The 612-nt window shown below is 52.3% G+C and carries 1 pseudogene; it reads right to left on the minus strand.

The window, feature by feature from the left end:
• Positions 1-612, minus strand: a pseudogene (locus C8029_RS02460) (DEAD/DEAH box helicase); the annotation flags it as partial.

Consider the following 612-nt stretch of genomic DNA (forward strand, 5'->3'; position numbering starts at 1 on the left):
CTTTTCTGATATAGAAAAGGCATTCGGTATGGATTGAGAAAAGACGAGAGTTCGTAGCCCTGCTCCAGCGGCTGCAGCAGCGACTGAAGATGCAACGACACCGGAGTTAGGCGTCACTTTCCAGAACTTGTTTGTCGAAAGCTGAAGTGCTTCGTTCAAGAGTGGTACAAGAGCATAGTCGCGGCGAACCTGTGACGCCCATGTCTGCTTCACGCTGAAGAACGCGTTTGGTTTTGCCGTCAGCTTGCGCTTTACCGCAGCAGGAACCCCCGCAGTGGAGCTTTTTGCGCGAGCATTCCGCAAGAGTTTTCGCAGGTCAGCAAGTCTCTTTTCATCGTAAACGACGCATCCCCTTAGTTGCCGGGTTGGTTTCCATGCATTGTCGAGAGCAAGTGAGTTTCTACCTGTCAGCTCCGCCAGCCAACCGCTCAGTTCATATGTGTTCTTCATCATAGCCGACATCAGGACGATATCGGCGTCCGGTACAACGCGGGTAAACCCCAAGATGCATAGCATCGCGTCGATTGCTCTCCGGTCTCCGTCAGTGCTCGGATGCATCAGATGACATTCATCGAAGATCAAAAGACCGACGTCATCAAACCGCTCTGGTTC

This window comes from Roseobacter sp. TSBP12, assembly GCF_009129705.1.
GTDB classification, from domain to species: Bacteria; Pseudomonadota; Alphaproteobacteria; order Rhodobacterales; family Rhodobacteraceae; genus Celeribacter; species Celeribacter baekdonensis_A.